The organism is Aeromonas sp. sif0611 (assembly GCF_019218845.1).
Lineage (GTDB): Bacteria > Pseudomonadota > Gammaproteobacteria > Enterobacterales > Aeromonadaceae > Aeromonas > Aeromonas media.
Genome location: NZ_JAHUWU010000002.1, coordinates 528,300 through 546,281, shown reverse-complemented (window position 1 = coordinate 546,281; position 17,982 = coordinate 528,300). Strand labels below are relative to the sequence as shown.

General features: G+C 63.9%; 14 protein-coding genes. 4 read left to right on the top strand and 10 right to left on the bottom strand.

The window, feature by feature from the left end:
• Window positions 1-28: 28 nt before the first annotated feature.
• Window positions 29-1,348: a peptidoglycan DD-metalloendopeptidase family protein gene (locus KW824_RS07360; RefSeq protein ID WP_218409418.1), complete on the bottom strand. Its 1,320-nt coding sequence runs from the start codon at window positions 1,346-1,348 to the stop codon at window positions 29-31.
• 114 nt (window positions 1,349-1,462) lie between these two features.
• On the opposite strand from KW824_RS07360, the gene tyrS reads away from it, so the two are divergent.
• On the top strand, window positions 1,463-2,662 hold the full coding sequence (gene tyrS / locus KW824_RS07355; protein ID WP_218409417.1) for a tyrosine--tRNA ligase: 1,200 nt from the start codon (window positions 1,463-1,465) through the stop codon (window positions 2,660-2,662).
• Between the two features lie 75 nt (window positions 2,663-2,737).
• Here tyrS and ygjK read toward each other — a convergent pair whose 3' ends face one another.
• The 4 genes from ygjK to KW824_RS07335 form a co-directional block, all read right to left on the bottom strand.
• Complete coding sequence (gene ygjK, locus KW824_RS07350) at window positions 2,738-5,218, bottom strand: alpha-glucosidase (protein ID WP_218409416.1); 2,481 nt, start codon at window positions 5,216-5,218, stop codon at window positions 2,738-2,740.
• A gap of 183 nt (window positions 5,219-5,401) precedes the next feature.
• Window positions 5,402-6,205 (bottom strand): helix-turn-helix transcriptional regulator, encoded by an 804-nt coding sequence (locus tag KW824_RS07345; protein ID WP_218409415.1) that lies wholly within the window; start codon window positions 6,203-6,205, stop codon window positions 5,402-5,404.
• An 11-nt stretch (window positions 6,206-6,216) separates the two neighbouring features.
• On the bottom strand, window positions 6,217-6,753 hold the full coding sequence (locus tag KW824_RS07340) for a YbhB/YbcL family Raf kinase inhibitor-like protein (RefSeq protein WP_218409414.1): 537 nt from the start codon (window positions 6,751-6,753) through the stop codon (window positions 6,217-6,219).
• A 255-nt stretch (window positions 6,754-7,008) separates the two neighbouring features.
• On the bottom strand, window positions 7,009-8,265 hold the full coding sequence (locus KW824_RS07335; RefSeq protein WP_218409413.1) for an adenylosuccinate synthetase: 1,257 nt from the start codon (window positions 8,263-8,265) through the stop codon (window positions 7,009-7,011).
• 169 nt (window positions 8,266-8,434) lie between these two features.
• On the opposite strand from KW824_RS07335, the gene KW824_RS07330 reads away from it, so the two are divergent.
• The gene (locus KW824_RS07330; protein WP_005331284.1) at window positions 8,435-9,343 is read left to right on the top strand and encodes a LysR family transcriptional regulator; all 909 of its coding nucleotides are present in this window, start codon (window positions 8,435-8,437) and stop codon (window positions 9,341-9,343) included.
• Window positions 9,344-9,418: 75 nt separating this feature from the next.
• On the opposite strand, the gene KW824_RS07325 is transcribed toward KW824_RS07330, so the two are convergent.
• Both KW824_RS07325 and KW824_RS07320 read right to left on the bottom strand, forming a co-directional pair.
• Window positions 9,419-10,753: a TAXI family TRAP transporter solute-binding subunit gene (locus tag KW824_RS07325; protein WP_218409412.1), complete on the bottom strand. Its 1,335-nt coding sequence runs from the start codon at window positions 10,751-10,753 to the stop codon at window positions 9,419-9,421.
• 291 nt (window positions 10,754-11,044) lie between these two features.
• Window positions 11,045-12,187: a MalY/PatB family protein gene (locus KW824_RS07320; protein ID WP_218409411.1), complete on the bottom strand. Its 1,143-nt coding sequence runs from the start codon at window positions 12,185-12,187 to the stop codon at window positions 11,045-11,047.
• Between the two features lie 163 nt (window positions 12,188-12,350).
• Between KW824_RS07320 and KW824_RS07315 the strand changes: the two genes are divergently transcribed.
• The gene (locus KW824_RS07315; protein WP_218409410.1) at window positions 12,351-13,523 is read left to right on the top strand and encodes an MFS transporter; all 1,173 of its coding nucleotides are present in this window, start codon (window positions 12,351-12,353) and stop codon (window positions 13,521-13,523) included.
• Between the two features lie 69 nt (window positions 13,524-13,592).
• On the opposite strand, the gene KW824_RS07310 is transcribed toward KW824_RS07315, so the two are convergent.
• Window positions 13,593-14,477, bottom strand: coding sequence for a LysR family transcriptional regulator (locus KW824_RS07310; protein WP_005331279.1), 885 nt, complete (start codon window positions 14,475-14,477; stop codon window positions 13,593-13,595).
• Between the two features lie 87 nt (window positions 14,478-14,564).
• A complete protein-coding gene (locus tag KW824_RS07305) occupies window positions 14,565-15,320 on the bottom strand; it encodes a YciK family oxidoreductase (protein WP_218409409.1) in 756 nt (251 codons plus the stop codon).
• 221 nt (window positions 15,321-15,541) lie between these two features.
• On the opposite strand from KW824_RS07305, the gene sohB reads away from it, so the two are divergent.
• Window positions 15,542-16,549, top strand: a complete 1,008-nt coding sequence (gene sohB / locus KW824_RS07300; protein WP_218409408.1) for a protease SohB — start codon at window positions 15,542-15,544, stop codon at window positions 16,547-16,549.
• 88 nt (window positions 16,550-16,637) lie between these two features.
• On the opposite strand, the gene astB is transcribed toward sohB, so the two are convergent.
• Window positions 16,638-17,975, bottom strand: coding sequence for an N-succinylarginine dihydrolase (gene astB, locus KW824_RS07295; RefSeq protein WP_218409407.1), 1,338 nt, complete (start codon window positions 17,973-17,975; stop codon window positions 16,638-16,640).
• Between the last annotated feature and the right edge of the window lie 7 nt (window positions 17,976-17,982).

The following is a 17,982-nucleotide window of genomic DNA, read 5'->3' as shown; positions in this document are numbered from 1 at the left end:
AGCAGCCACGATGGCAGTGGGGCGACTCTTAGCTGCCGTTGCTGTCCCGCTGGTTCTGGGCCAGTTGCAGCTCCGTGCTGTCAAGCTTGGCCAGTTGCGGTCTGGCCTGTGCCTTGAAGCTGGCCAGTGCGCGTCCGGTGAGGGTCTCGGCCTGGGGCAGGGTGAGGGTGCGCGGGTTCTTGTGCACGCCGCCCACCACGAATTCATAGTGCAGGTGCGGGCCCGTGACGCGGCCGGTGCCTCCCAGGAGGCCTATGGTTTGCCCCTGTTTCACCCGCTGGCCCTTGTTCACGGTGCGCTTGGAGAGGTGCAGGTACTTGGTCACGTAGTTGCCGGCGTGTTTGATGAACACATAGTTGCCGTTGAACTGGTTGTAACCGGCCGCCACCACGCTGCCGCCCCCCGCCGCCATGATGGGAGTGCCCACCGGCGCCACATAGTCGATGCCATTGTGAGGGCGCACCTTGCCGGTGACCGGGTGCAGGCGACGCGGGTTGAAGTTGGAGCTGATGTATTTGAAGTTGACCGGGGCGCGCAGGAAGCTCTTGCGCATCGCCTTGCCTTCCGGGGTGTAGTAGTTGCCATCCTGGTTCAGCACGGCGCGGTAGATGGCCCCCTGGTTGATGAACTCGGCCGCCAGGATGTCACCGGAGGCGACCCGTTCGTCATCCTGAAACTTGTCTTCGTAGACCACCCGGAAGCTGTCTCCCGGCTGCAGGTCCTGGGCAAAATCGATGTCCCAGCCGAAGATGGCGGCCAGGTCCATGATCTGATCCTCCGTCATGCCTGCCTCGCTGGCGGCGCCCCAGAAGCTGGATCGGATCTCTCCCTTCGCCACCTGCTCGCGGGTGTCGAGCTCGAGCTTGACCGACCTGGCGACGAAGCTGTCGTCCTTGCGGCTCACCTTGAGCGCCTGTTCCAGGCTGTGCGGGTAATAGAGGCTGTGCAGCTCGCCCTGTTCGGTGAGCTTGAAGGTGAGCTCCTGCCCCGGCTGCAGCATCCGCAGGGGATCGCTGCCATCGAGCTGATCGATCAGGTGCAGGTCCGTCGTGCTCAGGCCAATGCGCTGGAAGATGACCCCCATGTTGTCGCCCCGGCGCACCTTCACCTGCTTGGTGATGTAGCGCGGCTTTGGCGGGGTGAGGGGCTGCGCGGCCTCGAGTTCATCGGCCGAGGCGGCCGCGTCGGCGGGCTGGCGCAGGGCAAGCTCGTTGCCGTTGTCATCGACCCGGGTGGCGACGGCCTGTTCGCTTGGCCAGGCTGCCAGCATCATCACCAGGATGCTCAGAATAAGCACCATCTTGCGGTGCCAGGTAGGAAGAGAGTTGAAGGCGTGCCAAATGACCATGAGAAGCTGACGAAGTTGAACCCAGAAGAAGGTCGGAGTTTACCGCCTTTCCAATTGGCCTGCCATTCCAGTAATATGTCTGGCCCTGTGGAATCGTGATTGGAGAGTCAAAAAATGTCCCAGCTCGAGGTGGCGCTAGCCGAGATCAAGCGCGGAGCGGAAGAAATTCTGGTTGAAGAAGAACTTGTCGCCAAGTTGAAGGAAGGGCGCCCGCTGCGCATCAAGCTGGGGATGGACCCGACGGCTCCGGACATTCACCTGGGTCATACCGTGATCCTCAACAAGCTGAAGACCTTCCAGGATCTGGGCCACGAGATCATTCTGCTGATCGGCGACTTCACCGCCATGGTGGGGGATCCCTCCGGCAAGAACAGCACCCGCCCGCCGCTCTCCGAAGAGGCCATCAAGCACAACGCCCTCACCTATGCGGAGCAGGCGTTCAAGATCCTGGATCCCGCGAAGACCCGCATCGAGTACAACTCCAGCTGGCTCGGCGAGCTCGGCGCGACCGGCATGATCAAGCTGGCGGCCAAGCAGACCGTGGCCCGCATGATGGAGCGCGACGACTTCAAGAAGCGCTACAGCGGCGGCCAGTCCATCGCCATTCACGAATTCCTCTATCCGCTGCTGCAAGGCTATGACTCGGTCGCGCTGAAAGCGGACGTGGAGCTCGGCGGTACCGATCAGAAATTCAACCTGCTGATGGGCCGCGAGCTGCAAAAAGATGCCGGCATGGCCGCCCAGTGCGTGCTGATGATGCCGCTCTTGGTGGGTCTGGACGGCGTCAAGAAGATGTCCAAGTCCGCCGCCAACTACATAGGCGTGCACGATGCCCCGGGGGAGATGTTCGGCAAGATCATGTCCATCACCGACACCCTGATGTGGAACTACTACGAGCTGCTCTCCTCCCGCCCGCTGGCGGACATCGAAGGCTTCAAGGCCGGCATCGAAGCCGGTACCCTGAACCCGCGCGACGTGAAGATCTGGCTGGCCAAGGAGATCATCACCCGCTACCACGACGAAGCGGCGGCCGAAGCGGCCCACGAAGACTTCACCCAGCGCTTCTCCAAGAACGCCATCCCGGACGAGATGCCGGAGGTCGAACTGGCCCTGGAAGGGGAAGGCCTGGCGATTGCCAACCTGCTCAAAGACGCCGGCCTGGTGGAGACCACCTCCGAGGCGCTGCGCATGATCAAGCAGGGCGCGGTCAAGCGTGACGGCGAAAAGCTGGAGGATGGCAAGGCGCTGGTCGGCGCCGGCACCGCCGTCTATCAGGTCGGCAAGCGTAAGTTTGCCCGGGTGACCGTCAAGTAAGCGCGATCCGCTGATAGAAAGAAGGCCTCCATGATGGAGGCCTTTTTGTTGCGTCATTCCCGGGGGCTGCGGGGATCAGCCCTGCGTTTTAAGGAAGTTGCGATAGAGCATATAGAGGTGGGCCGAGCTCCAGCTGAAGTTGCTGGCCCCCTGCATGGCGCCGGTCTCCGGGTTGTAGTTCTCGCGGATAGGGCCGCTGCCCGCCAGCCCCTCTGCGTTGGCAAACAGCTTGTTGACCAGCAGCTGGGCGTCGTCGCGATAGCCGTAGTTCTCCAGCCCCTTCACCCCGAAGTAGAACTGATCCAGCCAGACCCGGCCGCGCCAGTAGATGTCGGGGTCATAGGCCGGGTTGGTCAGCGCCGCTGTGCCGAGGGGTACTTTGGTGTTGAACTCCTGGCTGCTCAGCATCACCTCGCGCACCCGCGCCGCCTTCTCCTTGTCCGCCACCTCGGCCCAGAGCGGGCTCCAGCCTTCCGGGCCACGACCTCGGGCGGTCAGCAGCTTGCCGACGCAGCCGTTGGCATCTGCCACATCGCCCTGGGCAATCTGGCGATCGTAATAGAAGCCGGAGGCCTCATCGAACAGGCAGCTGTTGATGTAGCCAGCGAGCTGGCTGGCGCCCTCGCGATAGCGGATCCCTTCGTCCGGTTTGTCGAGCAGATCTGCCATGTCCGCCAGGATGCGCTTCTCCTTGGCGAGGAAGGCGTTGAGTTCCACCGACTCCTGATCGATGGAAAAGCCGATGAGGCTGCCGTCGTCCTCGTGGTTTTCGAAGAAGGCGACGTTCCAGTCCTGGCGGGCCTTGTCGATGTCGCCACCATAGGCCTTGTCGGCGTAACGTTGTAATTGGTCTTGCTCGATAAAGCCGAAGCGGGCGGCGTTGTCCATGCCGGACTCCCAGCCGGCGCCGTGCTGGGCACCTATGTCCATCTCGTCGTACCCGCCTGTGCTTAGCACCTGCTGATAGAGCGCCATACCGGCGCAGCCATACCAGCCGTCCCCTTCGGCGGTGCAGCTCGCGAGATCCAGCCCGGCGGGCACGCCACTGGCATACTGCACCTTGAAGGTGATGTTGCCGAACTCGTCGTTGTGCTCGACGTGGCGGGTGGCGCCGTATTCGATGATGCCGTTGCGGTTGTTGTCCCGCGCCCTGTACCACCAGTCGTGATAGGCCTGGATCTTCGGATACATCTCGGCGATGAAGGCCTTGTCTTTAGTGGCGCTGTAGATCTCCCAGATGGCCCAGGCGGAGAGGGGCGGCTTGGTGTCCCGCTCGTTCCAGTTGCCGCCGTCGCCACCTCTGTCCGACAGCTTGTTGTAGAAGACGGCGTCGATCACCATGCCGGCATCCTGCGGACGTACCGGGTCATCCGGCTGAACCTGGTAGTCATACATGGCGCGCACGTTGTTCTTGGCTACCTCGGGGTTGAAGTGGGCCATGGCGTAGGCGTGCTTCCAGCTGTCCCAGGCCCAAACACCATCGAACCAGCGGGCCGTGTTGGAGGGGGTGACCCCGTCGTGGAGGATGGCGCCAGCCGGCGAGCGCCAGTTGCCGTTGAGGGTCTCCATCGCCTTGACCGCGATGCGACGCTCCGACTCCGGGATGCCCTGGTTGGAGAGGCCGCGCGCCAGGTAATCCTCCCAGCGACGGATGGAGTCGTCGAAATGGCTGGCGGGGTCGGCCAGCAGCGCCTGGCGGCTCTGCTCGAAGCGGCTCGCCTCCTCGCTGCTGTGGACATAGCTCTGCAGGGTGTAGATATCCTGCTGACCCTTGGCGGCCAGGGTGAGGCTGGCCTCGCTCACATAGCCGAGCCCCTTCTCGTCCAGGATGGTGCGGCTCGGCAGGGTGCGGTCGATGCGATAGCGGGCGCTGCCGCTTTGCATGATGTTCCAGGTGCTGCGCAGTTCGCCGAACTGGAACTCGATGCCTTGCTCGCTCTGGCTGATGGTGCGGGTCCAGTCGGGATACTGCTCGGCGACCGTCTTGTTGGCATTCCACTGCTGGAGCAGCTCCCCCTGCCAGTTGAGGGTCAGGGTGAGGGGCGCATCCTGGTTGTTCACCAGACGGGTGCGGATAAGGGCGGTGCGAGCATCGCCGTAGCGCAGCTCCAGCTCCAGGGTGAAGGGCTCGAACTCGAAGCGCTGCACCAGGGCGCCGGGGATGGCGTAGATCTCATGCTTGCTGGCGCTGGTGAGCGGGAAAGCACGGCCGCTCTCGTCCCCCAGGCTGAGCCTGTCAAGCTCGCTGGCGAAGAAGAGGCTGTACTCTTCGGCGATCACCATGGGGCCGGTGAAGCCGCCCCACTCGCCGTCGCTTTTGGGCAGCAGGAAGCCGTGCCAGGCCCCGAGATCGAGCAGCGGGTTGTATTTGAGGTTGGAGTAGCTGTCAAAGTCACGGAACTGGAGCGGGGTGCCGGTGCGATCGATCACGTTCCGATACTGGTTCGCCAGGGTGGCGCCAGGCGGGGTTGGTGCGCTTGAGTCATTGCCGTTGCAGGCGGCCAGGCCAAACAGGGCGACACCCAGGGTGATGGAAAGTAAATTTTTACGAAACATATCTCGCTCCAATGACGATTTTCTAGGTTAAGGAAGGTGCTTTTTTGTGTTTATTTTAGTAAAAACGTTTTCATGGCCATTCTAGGGGAAAGAAAGCGGAAAGATTGGCGCTGCGTCACAGTATGGATGGGGAGATGTGTGATCGGGATCACCGGGTTACATGAGGTTACACAGGAGTTGTTTTTAGTAACTATTTACTTGGCGTTGCGGGACAGTTGCGGGGCAGGTGCGCAAATATTGGTGGGGAGTCAGGCCGAACTCCTGCTTGAAGCGGGCGGCGAAGCGGCTGGGAGAGTCGTAACCGCAGGCGAGGGCGGCCTCCAGCGGGCTCAGTCCCTGTTGCAGCAGGGTGAGGGCGTGGCTCATGCGCACCTGGGCCAGCAGCTGGCGAAAGCTGCGCCCCTCGGCGGCCAGCTTGCGCACCAGGGAGGCGCGGCTCATGGAAAAGTGGGGGGCCAGGGTCTCCAGCCTGTGGTCGGCGCCGGGCTCCACCCCCAGGTAGCGGGCCAGCCGCTCCCCGAGCGTCATGGTGCTGGCGGGAAACAGCAGATCGAGGGCATGGGCGGCGCGCAACTCGGCATAGAAGCCGTGCAGCAGCTGGGCCTGGGTGGCCTCGCTCAGTCTGCGGTCGGCCATGGAGCAGACTAGCTCGAAGCAGAACGCCAGCGCCGGGCTTACCTCAAGGCGCGGCTCCCGCTGCGGGGTCGCCGGGGCATCAGTCAGCCAGGTTGCGGGGGGCGGGGCCAGCAGGGTCAGGGCATGGGAGCTGAACCTGCCCTGCTCGGGCTGGTTGACGAAGGTGAGCTGGTGGCCTGCCGGGATCAGCAGCCAGCTCCCCTTGTCAAACGACAGGCGCCTGTCCTGCCACCACAGCTGTTTGTGCCCCTGCTGTACCCAGATGAGGGTCGGCGCATAGATGAGCACCCTGTGCAGGGGCTGCTGGCGGATCCCGAAATAGTGATTCAGTTGCAGCAGGGGCGTGCTCATCCGGCGGGCTCCTAGGGGGTGACGAAGGTGGCGGTCAGGGTGGCTTTGCCGAGCGCCATGGCATTGAGCATGTAGCCTACCATGGCGGGCGGGGTATCGGTCTTCACCTCGAGATCCTGGGGCAGGGCCCAGGCTGTGAACTGGTAGCGGTGCATGCCGTGCCCGGCGGGGGGGCAGGGGCCGCCGTAACCCTGGCTGCCGAAATCGGTTCTGAGCTCCAGCCCCTGCTTGAGCTTGCCGGAGGCGTTGCTGGCAAGGGAACTCTGGCTGACGGGCAGGTTCACCACCAGCCAGTGCCACCAGCCGCTGCCGCTGGGGGCATCGGGATCATAGGCGGTGATGGCGACGCTTTGGGTGCCGGCCGGCAGGTCCTGCCAGCTCAGCTGGGGGGAGTGGTTCTCCCCCTTGCAGCCGAAGCCGTTGAAGCTCAGTGCCTTGTCCATCAGCTGGCCTTCCTGGATGTCCGTGCTCTTCAGGGTCATTGCGGCGGCGGGCAGGGCCGCCACGCACAGCAGGGAGAGCAGGGCCGAACTCAGGGGTAATTTCATGGTGGTGCTCCTTCATGGATGAGGGGATCCCCATGGGAGGATCCTGATGACGGGATCAGTCTAGCGATGGGGGTCGAGCCAGGTTCAACCATACTGCTCAATATTGGATTGAAGAGTGTCTGTTTTGAGCTGAACTGCGCTTTTTCGGAAAAGGAGGTAGTTGGGGACGCCGCGCTGGTCAGTGGTGCGCGGCCATAAAAAAACCGGCCTCCATGAGGCCGGTTTTGACATTGTGCTGACAGAAGAGCAGGCGGCTTAGCGCAGTATCATCTGCTCGCGGCCCGGGCCGACGGAGACCATGGGAACCGGCACACCCAGCAGGGCTTCGATGCGCAGCACGTAGTGCTGGGCAGCCTTGGGCAAGTCTTCGAACTTGCGGATGTGGGAGATGTCTTCGCTCCAGGCTTCCATGGACTCGTACACCGGCTTCAGACCGGCGGTTTGCGGCCAGATCGGGTTCTCGGTGTTGGCACCTTCGTAGGCTACGCAGATCTTCAGATCCGGCATGCCGGAGAGGCAGTCCAGCTTGGTCAGGGCGATTTCGTTGGCGGCCTGGATCTCCAGACCCTGCTTGGTGGCGACCGCATCGAAGTAACCGATGTCACGGGGACGGCCAGTGGTGGCGCCGAACTCGTTGGCGAACTTGCGGAACTCGTCCTGGTTCTCCATGGCGGTGATCAGGGTGCCTGTACCTACAGAGGTACTGAACGCCTTGGCCACGGCAATCACGCGCTCGGGGCGCAGGGCCGGCAGGCCGCCACCGATGCCGGCGTAGGCGCCGGAGACGTGGGAGGAGGTCACCCAGGGGTACTCACCGTAGATGAGGTCACGGCCGGCGCCCAGCTGGGCTTCGAACAGCAGGGTGCCGTTCTTGGCCTGGATGGCCTTGAGCGGCTCGCTGACGTTGCAGACGGCGTCGATCCAGGGGGCGGACACTTCCAGCAGCCAGTCGGCCATCTCCTGGGCAGTCTGCTTGAATTCGAAGCTGGGGTAGAGCGCCTTGAGCTGCGGCAGTTTCCAGTCGAGGAAGAACTGGATGCGCTCGACCAGCACGTCCGGCTGTTTCAGCCAGCCCACCAGGATCGCCTTTTTCATGACCCGATCACCGTAAGCCGGGGCAATGCCCTGACGGGTGGAGCCATAGGCACCATCACCCAGACGGACTTCTTCCAGGGTGTCTTCCAGCGCGTGGATCGGCAGGCAGAAGGTGGCTCTGTCAGAGATGGCGAGTTTCGGAGTCACGCCGGCGGCCTTCACTTCGGCCAGTTCTTTGGTCAGCGGCTCCGGGCTGATGACCATGCCAGGGCCGAGCACGACCAGGCAATCCGGGTTGAAGACGCCGCTTGGCAACTGGTGCAGTTTGAAGGTGCCAAGATCGTTGACCACGGTGTGGCCGGCGTTGTTGCCGCCCTGGAAACGGATGCTGGCGGCGGACTGGCCTGCCAGATAATCGACGATGCGGCCTTTGCCTTCATCACCCCAGTTAGCACCTACGACTACGATAGACGACATGACTCTTTCTCCTAAGACGTTAGGCGTCCATCCTAGGAGTCCTATGCGGATTAGAAAAATTAATTATCTTTATAATTCCGATAAGTAAGTCATATAATTATGGCCAATTTATCGGCAAAGCCCCGCCATGACGCGCTACCCCGCGCCAGTCGTGGGTGAGAGTTACCTCATGTTGGATATTCACTGGTTAAATACCTTTGTCACCCTGGCCCGCCTGCAGCACTTCGGCCAGACCGCCACCGAGCTGCACATGACCCAGCCCAACGTCAGCCTGCACCTCAAGAACCTGGAGCAGGCCACCCGGGTCAAGTTGATTGAACGCAGCCCGTTTCGACTGACCCAGGCGGGGGAGCGATTGCTGCAAAGCGCCGAGCGTGCCATCAACGAGCTGCAGCTCTGCCAGTCCGATCTCAACGCCCTCAGCCAGTTGAGCCAGGGGACGCTCGCCATCGCCGCCAGCGACATCATCTCGCGCCTGCTGCTGATCCAGCCGTTCCAGCGCTTCAAGCAGGCCTTTCCCGGCATCGATCTCACCCTGTTCAACACCACCTCGGATCAGGCGGCGGATCTGGTCAGGGCGGGCAAGGCGGATCTCGGCTTCGTGATGGCGCAAAAGCGCAGCGAGCCGCTCTACTACACCGAATTGCAGCAGGTGACCTGGTGCGCGCTGGGGCAGGGGCTCACCCGCTGGCAGACCCGTGCCAGGGCCGGGGAGAGCGATCCCCTCGACGAACCGACCCTGATCCTGCTGGGGCACGACACCCGCACCCGGGCGCTGATAGACCCTTCCTTGCCCCTGCTCGGGCTGCCGAGCTGCCGCATCATGGAGGTGGGCAGCGTGGATGCCCAGCTCGACTGGGCAGAGGCTGGGTTCGGGGTGGCCATAGTGCCGGATTTCTCGCTCCACCCGCGCCTCAAGCTCACCGCCCCTGTTACCCGGCTCACCGACTTCCCCGGCACCAGCCTGGGGTATGTGGTGCGCCAGAACCAGGTGCTGTCGCGGGCCATCAAGCAGTTGCTGCACTGGGTGGAGGAGGAGATCCTGCGCCCGGACTCGTTACTGTCCCCCAAAGGGTGAACCCGGTGCCCTTCGCTGAACAGCTAGATGACAAGAGGCCACCCCAGGGTGGCCTCTTGCATTGTGCTCTCCCCGTCATTGGGCGGGGGCTGGCGTCTCGCTGGTGGCCGGCGAGGCGCCGCTTGGGCTGCCCGGTGCGGGTGTGGCGGTTGTCGCTTGCTCGGTGCTCTTTGCCGCCGAAGGGGTGGCGATCCCGGCCGCATCCGGCTTGCTGCCCTGCGCTATATCAGCCTCCGTCGGCACCGGTAGCGTGGTCAGCGCCGGGGCTTGCCCGGTCGCCACCGCATCCGAGCTGGCTGGCAGGGTGGCGCCAGCAGGCTGCTCCGGCAGCACCTCAGCCCCTTCCAGCGGGGTGGCCGCACTGGTGGGGGCCGACGGCGCCGTGGGGAGCGCCCCTGAGGTGGCCTCGGCCCCGGAGGGGGTGAGGGACTCGGGCAACAGGGTCGGCACGGCATCCAGCATGCCGGGGTGCAGCGGGAGTATGTCCCCTGCCTGCATGGATTCGGGGGTAAGGGTGGTAAGCGCCGGGTGCAGGCGAGTGAACTGCTTGAGATGGCGGCTCAGCACGTCGCGCAGGGTGCGCACCTCGGCCTCGGGCAGGCTGGCCTTGGCCACCAGCTCGGCGGTCACCGCAAAGGTGGCGAGGGAGCTGGTCTGCCCCGGGTAGAGATTGGCGCCGATGCGGCTGCGTTGGTAGTAGGGGTATTGCTTGAGCAGCTTGTCTATCTGCTCCCCCTCGATGGGGATGAGGCGGGCCTGGCAGCGACCGGTCAGATCGCCGATCCCCTGATTGGGGTGGCCGGCAACCAGGAAGGCGGCATCCAGGGTACCGTTGCAGAGTCCCTCCAGCCGGTTGCCGGGGGATGCCACGGGAGGCAGTGTGAAGTCGGTTGGGCGCCAGCCCATGGCTTCGAGCAGTGCCTGGCTGGTGACCCTGTCTCCCGAGTTGGGGCTGCCCAGATCGACCCGCTTGCCTTCGATGTCCGCCAGAGTGGTGATGTTGCTGGTGGCACTGGCGAGCAGGGTCAGGGATTCATTATGGAGCCGCAGCAGGCTGCGCAGCTGATCGTTCGGGGCCTGACCCGCGAAGGGGCCGCTGCCGTGGGCCGCATGGAACAAGACATCCGACTGTACCAGCGCCAGCTGGATGTCGCCCTTGGCCAGTGCGGCCAGGTTGGCAATGGAACCCGAGGTGCTCTGTACCGTGCAGTGCAACCCGTGGCTGGCACTGTCGTCGTTGAGCAGGCGGCAGATGGCGCCCCCCGTGGGGTAGTAAACGCCGTTGAGCGCCCCCGTGCCTATGGTGACATAGGCGGGGGCGGCAGACAGGGGCAGCGCCAGCACGGCCGCCAGCCAGGGCTGGGCAAGGTGTAACAGGCGTGACAGGGCGCGCAGGGGTCTTGGGTGCATAGGAAACCGGAACAATGGCTGAAAAAAGGGATGAACCAGGCTCATCCCGTCATGAGTCACATCTTATCTATATCAGATGTGAACCTGAATGGCTTTCGCCATTCCCGTTCACATCTTATCTATATCAGATGTGAACCTGAATGGCTTTCGCCATTCCCGTCCATGGCTGGGGGAGGCTGACCGGCAGCCCCCTCCTTGCCGTCAGTGGCGTGCCTGGAGAATCGCCTTCTCCATGCGAGCCAGCGTCTCCCTGAGCCTTGCCCGGTGGCTTGCCGGAGCGTGCGATCCTTGTCAGATGCTGCGCTGAAGAATGGCTTTCTCCATGCGCGCCAAGGCTTCGGTGAGGCGAGCCCGGGTGCAGCCAAAGTTGAGGCGCACGCATTGGCCATCACCAAACTGGGCGCCCGGGGAGAGACCGACACCCGCCTGCTCGAAGAAGGCGACCGGGTCATCCAGCTCGAGGCCGCTCACATCGATCCAGGCGAGATAGGTCGCCTGATTCTTTGCCAGCTTGACGCCGGGCCAGCGGGCAACCGCCTGTTCGATCAGTGTCAGGTTGGCCCTCAGATAGTCGAGCTGTTCGCTGAGCCACTGTTCACCACCCTCGTAGGCGGCCTCGGCGGCCACGAAGCCCAGCAGGTTGACGTCGGCACTGATGCCGCGCATCGCCTGCTGCAGCTTGAGGCGCAGGCGGCTATTGGGCACTACCGCGAAGGAGCAGCACAGACCCGCGATATTGAAGGTCTTGCTCGGCGCCATCATGACGGCGCTGCGTTCGGCGGCCGACGGGCTCAGGGCACCGTAGGGCAGGTGGCGGGCATCCTTGTCCAGCAGCAGATCGCAGTGGATCTCGTCCGAGCAGACCACCAGATTGTGGCGCTCGGCGATGGCGTCGATGGCGAGCAGCTCCTCGCGGGTGAAGACGGTGCCCCCCGGATTGTGCGGGTTGCACAAGAGCAGCAGGTCGGCGGAGGGAGCCTGGCGCTCCAGCTCCTCCAGATCCAGCACCCAGCGTCCGGCTTCCTCCATCATGGGGACGGTCAGCAGGGGGCGATCGTTGAAGCCTGGCGCCTGCAGGAAGGGGTAATAGACCGGCTTGGGGGTGATGATGCCACGGCCGTGCTGGCTCCAGGCTTTGCAGGCGAGGTTCAGACCGGGCACCACCCCCGGCAGGAAGACCAGCCACTCCGGGGAGATAGTCCAGCCATAGCGCTGCTGCATGCGGGTGATGATGAGTTCGATCAGCCGGGGGGAGGGGCGGGAATAGCCGAAGATGCCGTGGGCCACCCGCGCCGTGAGCGCTTCGATGACGGCGGGGGGTGAGGCGAAGTCGGTGTCGGCCACCCACATGGGCAGCACATCCTGACCCTTGTACTTGTCCCACTTCAGGCTCATGGTGCCGCTGCGATCTATCTCCCGATCAAAATCAAACATGTGAAATCCTTGTACTGGCCAGAGGGTTTACCAATGTACGGACTTGGACGTGGCCTCGCAACCCTTGAGGTGGCTGTTGATAATCGCATAAAATAAACGCCGTCATACTGTACACCCGCCGGCTTCTGGCTCCCTTTTTCTCTTCCATATCAATGGTATCTCTATGAGTTTGCTGAGTGCTGCCCGCAAGAGGCCGGATCCCGTCTCTCTCTCTTTCCTCGCGGTGACCTTCATGACCGGGGTGGCGGTGGCACTTCAGGTGCCCACCTTGAGCCTGTTTCTGGCCGAAGAGGTGCAGGTGCGCCCCTTCCTGGTGGGGCTCTTCTATACCATCAACGCGGTGATCGGCATCCTCATCAGCCAGTGGCTCGGCCATCGCTCCGACAGCGGGGGGGATCGCAAGCAACTGATCCTGCGCTGCTGTGTCGCCGGCATAGTGCTCTCCCTGCTGTTTGCCTGGAACCGGCAATACTGGCTGCTGGTGAGCCTGGGGGTGGTGCTGGCGAGCCTGACCGCCACCGCCAGTCCCCAGCTGTTTGCCCTGGCACGCGAATATGCCGACAGCCGCAACAAGCGGGCGGACATGTTCAGCTCGGTGCTGCGGGCCCAGTTTTCCCTGGCCTGGGTGATTGGGCCACCGGCGGCCTTCGCGCTCGCCATCGGCTACGGCTTCGAGGTGATGTATCTGGCCTCCGCCCTGGCTTATCTGATCTGTGCCTTCGTGGTCTGGCGCTGGTTGCCCTCCCTGCCGCTGCCGAGCATCCGGGGCGAAGGGGAGCGGGTCAGCAGCTGGCGAGATCCTTCGGTGCGGGCGCTCTTCATCGCCTCCACTCTGATGTGGACCTGCAACAGCATGTACCTCATCAACATGCCGCTCTACATCACCCGTGAGCTGGGACTGGAGGAGAAGCTGGCCGGGATCCTGATGGGCACGGCGGCGGCCCTGGAGATCCCCTTTATGCTGCTGGCGGGTTACTACACCCGGCGTTTTGGCAAGCGGCCCATGATGCTGTTGGCGGTGCTGGCCGGGGTCGGCTTCTACGCCGGCCTGGTGACCCTGTCGAGTCAGGGGGCCCTCATCGCGCTGCAACTGCTCAACGCCATCTTCATCGGCATCGTCGCCGGCATCGGCATGTCCTATTTCCAGGATCTGATGCCGGGCCGGGCCGGGGTGGCGACTACCTTGTTTGCCAACAGCATCCGCACCGGCTCCATCATGGCGGGTGCCATAGCGGGGACGGTGGCGGAGATCTGGAGTTTTCACGGGGTCTTCATGGTGGCCACCGCCTTGGCGCTGGCCGCGCTGGCCGCCTGCTGGCGGGTGCCCAATGTGTGAGGTGCCCGGGGCGGGCGAGTGAGGGCCTGACGGGATGAGCAGGGGCCGGCCGCGTTGGCCGGCGCGGGACTATTTGCCGCTGTCGGCCTGGTATTCGTTGCGCAGGCAGCGCAGCAGCAGTTCGGCTGCCGGCCCCAGGGCATCGGTCGACGGGGTGAGCAGGTAGGTGTAGAGGTAGCGCTCGCTGCCGCCAGCGAGATCGAGCCTCACCAGGGCGCCGCTGGCGAGCTCCTCCTGCACCAGGTGGCGTGGTACCCAGGCATAGCCGAGACCGAGGCTCACCATGCTGAGCACCTCGCGATAGTGGGTCGCCTTCCAGCCGGTGTCATCCGCATCGTTCCAGTCCACCGAGCGGTGGATGGGGGGGTGCAGGCTTATCTGGTTATGGCTGGCGAGCAGTTCGGCCGTGATGGGCTCCTCCTGCCCGGCGAGGGGATGTTCAGCCGCGCACAGCGGCAACAGGCAGACCTCGTCCAGGGGCAGACCGGTGCGATCGTGGGGCAGGTGCTCGGAGAGCATCAGATCCCCCACCTGGAGTGCATTGAAGTGGCAATGGATCCGCTCGTGCAGATTGATGCGGCAACCCCGGCTGCGGGGATGGAAGTGCGCCAACGCCCGATAGAGCCGCTCGCGCGGTTGCAGCACCGACACATAGAGGTTGATCTGCGGCTCCCACTGGCGCTCCAGGTTGTTGGCCAGGTTCTCCAGCTCTTCCACCTGCTGGCTGAGCTGGCGGGCCCGCTTGAGGAAGATCTCCCCCGCCGGCGTGAGCACCGCCTTGCGCCCCCTCACCTCCAGCAGGGCCAGTCCCAGGCTCTGTTGCAGCTTGGCGACCGCATGATTGAGGGAGGATTGGCTCTTGTTCAGCGCCTCCGCGGCCTGGGCGTAACCGCCACAGTCCACCACGGCCTGGAAGATCCGCCATTGCTCAAACGTGCTCTTGGGACGAAACATAGTGCAACCTGTCAGGGGCCGATGGGATTCAACAGGGCTCGACTGGCGCCCCCCTTCACTTTAACCCCATCTGGTTAGTGTGTTGATTTATTTGGGCTGGGCCACGAAGGTCTGGCCGGTCTTGCCACGGCTGTCCGGCCCCATCAGATAGAGATAGAGCGGCATCAGGTCGGCCGGGGTCTTCAGCAACTGGGGATCTTCCGCCGGGAAGGCGCTGGCGCGCATCCTGGTGCGGGTGCCTCCCGGGTTCAGGGTGTTGACCCGCACCCCGGTGTTCTCCAGCTCGTCCGCCAGCACCTCCATCATGCCCTCGACGGCGAACTTGGAGATGGCATAGGTGCCCCAGTAGGCTCGTCCCTTGCGCCCCACGCTGGAGGAGGTGTAGACGATGGAGGCCTCGCCGTGCGCCTTGGCGGTCTGGCGAATGAGGGGCAGCAGCGCCTGGGTCAGCAGGAATTCCGACTTGACGTTGACCTGCATCACCTCGTCCCACTCCTTCTCCTGGATATGTTCGAAGGGGGAGAGGGTGCCAAGCAGGCCGGCATTGAACAGCACGCCGTCGAGGCGGCCGAACTGCTGGGAGAAGGTCTCGGCCATGCCGCGGTAGTGGGCGGCGGTGGCCCCTTTCAAATCGACAGGGACTATGGCGGGCAGCGGGTGACCGGCCGCCTCTATCTGGTCATAGACCGCCTCCAGCTTGGCGCTGGTGCGGCCGAGCAGCACCACGGTAGCGCCGTGGGCGGCATAGGTGAGCGCCGCTTCGCGGCCGATACCGTCACCGGCACCCGTTACCAGAATGACCTTGTCCTTGAGCAGATCCCGAGGGGCCTGATAATCGAGCATGTGCACTCCTGTTAACAAATCCGTGGCGGATGGGCGCAATAGAGGAGGCAAGTGTACTGATCCGGCCCTGCCGTTGACCAGCATGAGACGGCAAAAATGTGAAGAAAACAGGGCGGTAGCCTGAATTGGCGCAAGACGGCCCTGGGCCAGGGCAGAGTTTTTGCGCGGCGCCGACAAACTCCTTACTATGTGAAAAAACCGAACATAGCGCGGAGCATCAAGTGGCATTTTTGACCGAATACGGCCTGTTCCTGGCCAAGACCCTCACCCTCCTGCTGGCCATCGGCGCCGTCGTCCTGATGGTGGCGAGCAGCCGTCAGCCCAGGACCCGCAAGGGGGAGCTGGTGGTGACCGATCTCTCCAGCGAGCTGGAGCAGGGGTGTCATCAGTTGCAGACGGCCCTGGCCGGCAAGGCCGAGCGCAAGCAGATGGACAAGGCACGCAAGGCCGAAGACAAGGCGCGCGCCAAGGCGACCGATGAGCGCAGCCGGCTGTTTGTGCTCGATTTTCACGGCAGCATGGATGCGAGGGAAGTGGCCTCCCTGCGGGAAGAGGTGAGCGCCGTGATTGGGGTCGCCCGGCCCGGGGACGAGGTGCTGCTGCGCCTCGAGTCCGGCGGCGGCGTGGTGCATGGCTATGGCCTGGCGGCCTCCCAGCTGCAGCGCCTGCGTGATAAGGACATCACGCTGACGGTGGCCATCGACAAGGTGGCGGCGAGCGGTGGCTACATGATGGCCTGTGTGGCGGACAAGATACTGGCGGCGCCCTTTGCCATCGTCGGTTCCATCGGGGTGATAGCCCAGTTGCCGAACTTCAACAAACTTTTGAAAAAACACGATATCGAGTTCGAGATGCACACCGCCGGCCAGTACAAGCGCACCATCACCATGTTCGGCGAGAACGACGATCTGGGGCGGGAGAAGTTTCGCGAGGAGCTGGGGGCCATCCACGAGCGCTTCAAGGGGTTCGTGGCCGAGCACAGACCCGACCTCGACATCGACAAGGTCACCACGGGGGAGCACTGGCTGGCGAGCCAGGCCAAGCAGCTCGGCCTGGTGGATGCGCTCTGCACCAGCGATGACTACCTGCTGGCCCAGGCCAGCCACCACAAGGTGGTCGGCATCAGCTACCGCAAGCCCAAAAGTCTGACCCAGCGGCTGGGCCGCCAGGCCGCACTGGGGCTGGAGGGTGCCCTCGGCCGCCTGTGGCAGCAGAGTCCCTGGCGCTGAGGCACAGTTCAATAGGTTGAAACAAGAGAGCCGGGCATTGCCCGGCTCTCTTTTTTATTGCGTCGGCTCTGCAGGCCGATGGCGCGCCTTAGCGCTGGAAGGGGTAGACGGAGCCGAGTTTGAGGATCTGGGTCAGCTCGTCCAGGGCGGTTCGGGTCTCCAGCACCAGGGCTGGATCGCGCAGATCGTCCAGCGCCAGGCTGTCGCGGTAGTGGCGATCCACCCAGTTGTCCAGACGGGCAAACTGGTTGTCGTTGATGAGGCAGGCCGGGTTGACCGCCGCGAGCTCGGCGTCGTTCATGGCGACCCGCAGTCGCAGGCAGGCGGGGCCGCCGCCGTTGCGCATGCTCTGCTTCACGTCCATGAAATGTACCCCCTTGATGGGCGTGCCCAGGGTCACCAGCTTGGCCAGATAGGCAGAGACCGCCGGGTTGTCACGGCACTCGGTGGGGGCGATGATCGCCATCTCGCCGGATGGCAGGGTCAGGATCTGGGTGTTGAACAGATAGGATTTCACCGCGTCCTGCACCGACACCTCATTGGTCGGCACTTCGATGAAGTGCAGCTCCCCCTCGCCGAACTTGGTGCGCACCTCGGCCAGGGCCGCCTCGGTATGGAGGAAGGCCTGCTGGTGGAAGAAGAGCACGTTCTGGTTGCCCACCGCGATCACGTCGTTGTGGAACACCCCCTGATCGATCACGTCCGGGTTCTGCTGGATGAAGACGGCGCTCTCTTCCCCGAGGCCGTGCAGGCGGGCGATGGCCTGGCTGGCCTCCAGGGTCTGGCGGGCCGGGTAGCGCTTGGGGGCGGGTTGGGAGACGTCGAAGGCGCTGCGGCCATAGACGAACAGCTCGACCCCGGCCTCGCCGTAGGCGCGGCACAGGCGGGTGTGGTTGGCGGCCCCCTCGTCACCGAAGTGATCGTTCTCCGGCAGGTGCTGATGGTGGCTGAAGTGGCGATCGTTGTTGAACACCGCGCGCAGGATGCGGCCGGTCACCTCGGGCTCTAGGGAACGGTGGAACTTGTTGGTCAGGTTGGCGGGGGTGAAATGGATGCGGCCATCCTGGGTGTCGGCGCTCGGCGAGACGGTGGCGGCGTTGGCGGTCCACATGCTGGAGGCGGAGTAACAGGCGGCCAGCACGGCGGGGGCCTGTTTTGCGGCCTGGGCCAGGACGCTGGCATCGTTGCCGGTGAAGCCGAGGCGGCGCAGGGTGGCGAGATCCGGCCGCTCCTGCGGCGCCAGCACCCCTTGCGTCATGCCGAGCTCGGTCAGCGCCTTCATCTTGCGCAGCCCCTGCTTGGCCGCCTCCTTCGGATTGGACGCTTCCTTGGCGTTGCTTTGGGACGCCACGTTGCCATAGGAGAGACCGGCATAGTTGTGGGTGGGGCCGACCAGGCCGTCGAAGTTGACCTCGAAGTGCTTCATGACTACA

Excerpts from the sequence above, each read along its gene's own strand:
- KW824_RS07360 (WP_218409418.1), bottom strand. The coding sequence starts at position 1,348 with ATGGTCATTTGGCACGCCTTCAACTCTCTTCCTACCTGGCACCGCAAG.
- tyrS (WP_218409417.1), top strand. The coding sequence starts at position 1,463 with ATGTCCCAGCTCGAGGTGGCGCTAGCCGAGATCAAGCGCGGAGCGGAA.
- ygjK (WP_218409416.1), bottom strand. The coding sequence starts at position 5,218 with ATGTTTCGTAAAAATTTACTTTCCATCACCCTGGGTGTCGCCCTGTTT.
- KW824_RS07345 (WP_218409415.1), bottom strand. The coding sequence starts at position 6,205 with ATGAGCACGCCCCTGCTGCAACTGAATCACTATTTCGGGATCCGCCAG.
- KW824_RS07340 (WP_218409414.1), bottom strand. The coding sequence starts at position 6,753 with ATGAAATTACCCCTGAGTTCGGCCCTGCTCTCCCTGCTGTGCGTGGCG.
- KW824_RS07335 (WP_218409413.1), bottom strand. The coding sequence starts at position 8,265 with ATGTCGTCTATCGTAGTCGTAGGTGCTAACTGGGGTGATGAAGGCAAA.
- KW824_RS07330 (WP_005331284.1), top strand. The coding sequence starts at position 8,435 with ATGTTGGATATTCACTGGTTAAATACCTTTGTCACCCTGGCCCGCCTG.
- KW824_RS07325 (WP_218409412.1), bottom strand. The coding sequence starts at position 10,753 with ATGCACCCAAGACCCCTGCGCGCCCTGTCACGCCTGTTACACCTTGCC.
- KW824_RS07320 (WP_218409411.1), bottom strand. The coding sequence starts at position 12,187 with ATGTTTGATTTTGATCGGGAGATAGATCGCAGCGGCACCATGAGCCTG.
- KW824_RS07315 (WP_218409410.1), top strand. The coding sequence starts at position 12,351 with ATGAGTTTGCTGAGTGCTGCCCGCAAGAGGCCGGATCCCGTCTCTCTC.
- KW824_RS07310 (WP_005331279.1), bottom strand. The coding sequence starts at position 14,477 with ATGTTTCGTCCCAAGAGCACGTTTGAGCAATGGCGGATCTTCCAGGCC.
- KW824_RS07305 (WP_218409409.1), bottom strand. The coding sequence starts at position 15,320 with ATGCTCGATTATCAGGCCCCTCGGGATCTGCTCAAGGACAAGGTCATT.
- astB (WP_218409407.1), bottom strand. The coding sequence starts at position 17,975 with ATGAAGCACTTCGAGGTCAACTTCGACGGCCTGGTCGGCCCCACCCAC.